Annotated in this window: 1 rRNA gene; it reads right to left on the bottom strand. The window is 53.5% G+C overall.

Annotation, left to right across the window (positions count from 1 at the left end):
* Positions 1-96: 96 nt before the first annotated feature.
* Positions 97-1474: ribosomal RNA gene (locus ACW6W5_RS17830) — 23S ribosomal RNA — on the bottom strand; the annotation flags it as partial.

Raw genomic sequence — 1474 nt, 5'->3', positions numbered from 1 at the left:
AACGGATTAAGGCGCCTGCCTCTCGTAAGTCTTGTGACGTAGCGTGCACTTGGGATCTATCGACATGTCATGTCGGCCAAGGCAACTTGAGGTTATATGGTCAAGCCACACGGATCATTAGTATCAGTTAGCTCAATACATTGCTGTACTTACACACCTGACCTATCAACCACATAGTCTATATGGTTCCTTCAGGGGGCTTGTGCCCCGGGAGATCTCATCTTGAGGCGCGCTTCCCGCTTAGATGCTTTCAGCGGTTATCGCTTCCGAACATAGCTACCCGGCAATGCCACTGGCGTGACAACCGGAACACCAGAGGTTCGTCCACTCCGGTCCTCTCGTACTAGGAGCAGCCCCTCTCAAATCTCCAACGCCCATGGCAGATAGGGACCGAACTGTCTCACGACGTTCTGAACCCAGCTCGCGTACCACTTTAAATGGCGAACAGCCATACCCTTGGGACCGACTACAGCCCCAGGATGTGATGAGCCGACATCGAGGTGCCAAACACCGCCGTCGATATGAACTCTTGGGCGGTATCAGCCTGTTATCCCCGGAGTACCTTTTATCCGTTGAGCGATGGCCCTTCCATACAGAACCACCGGATCACTAAGTCCTAGTTTCCTACCTGCTTGATCCGTCGATCTTGCAGTCAAGCACGCTTATGCCTTTGCACACAGTGCGCGATGTCCGACCGCGCTGAGCGTACCTTCGAGCTCCTCCGTTACTCTTTAGGAGGAGACCGCCCCAGTCAAACTACCCACCATACACGGTCCCCGATCCAGATTATGGACCTAGGTTAGAACGTCAAGCACGACAGGGTGGTATTTCAAGGATGGCTCCACTGCAGCTAGCGCCACAGTTTCATAGCCTCCCACCTATCCTACACAGACGAACTCAACGTTCAGTGTAAAGCTATAGTAAAGGTTCACGGGGTCTTTCCGTCTTGCCACGGGAACGCTGCATCTTCACAGCGATTTCAATTTCACTGAGTCTCGGGTGGAGACAGCGCCGCTGTCGTTACGCCATTCGTGCAGGTCGGAACTTACCCGACAAGGAATTTCGCTACCTTAGGACCGTTATAGTTACGGCCGCCGTTTACTGGGGCTTCGATCAAGAGCTTCGCCTTGCGGCTGACCCCATCAATTAACCTTCCAGCACCGGGCAGGCGTCACACCCTATACGTCCACTTTCGTGTTTGCAGAGTGCTGTGTTTTTGATAAACAGTCGCAGCGGCCTGGTTACTGCGGCCCTCTTCAGCTATAGCTCGCATGAGCCACCAAAAAGGGCGCACCTTCTCCCGAAGTTACGGTGCCATGTTGCCTAGTTCCTTCACCCGAGTTCTCTCAAGCGCCTGAGAATTCTCATCCTACCCACCTGTGTCGGTTTACGGTACGGTCTGCGTAAGCTGAAGCTTAGGAGCTTTTCCTGGAAGCGTGGTATCAGTGACTTTGCCTTAAAGGCTCGTCTCGGT

This window comes from Stenotrophomonas sp. IS26, assembly GCF_054188265.1.
The sequence above is the reverse complement of the archived record's forward strand: the minus strand, read 5'-3'. Positions and strand labels throughout refer to the sequence as shown.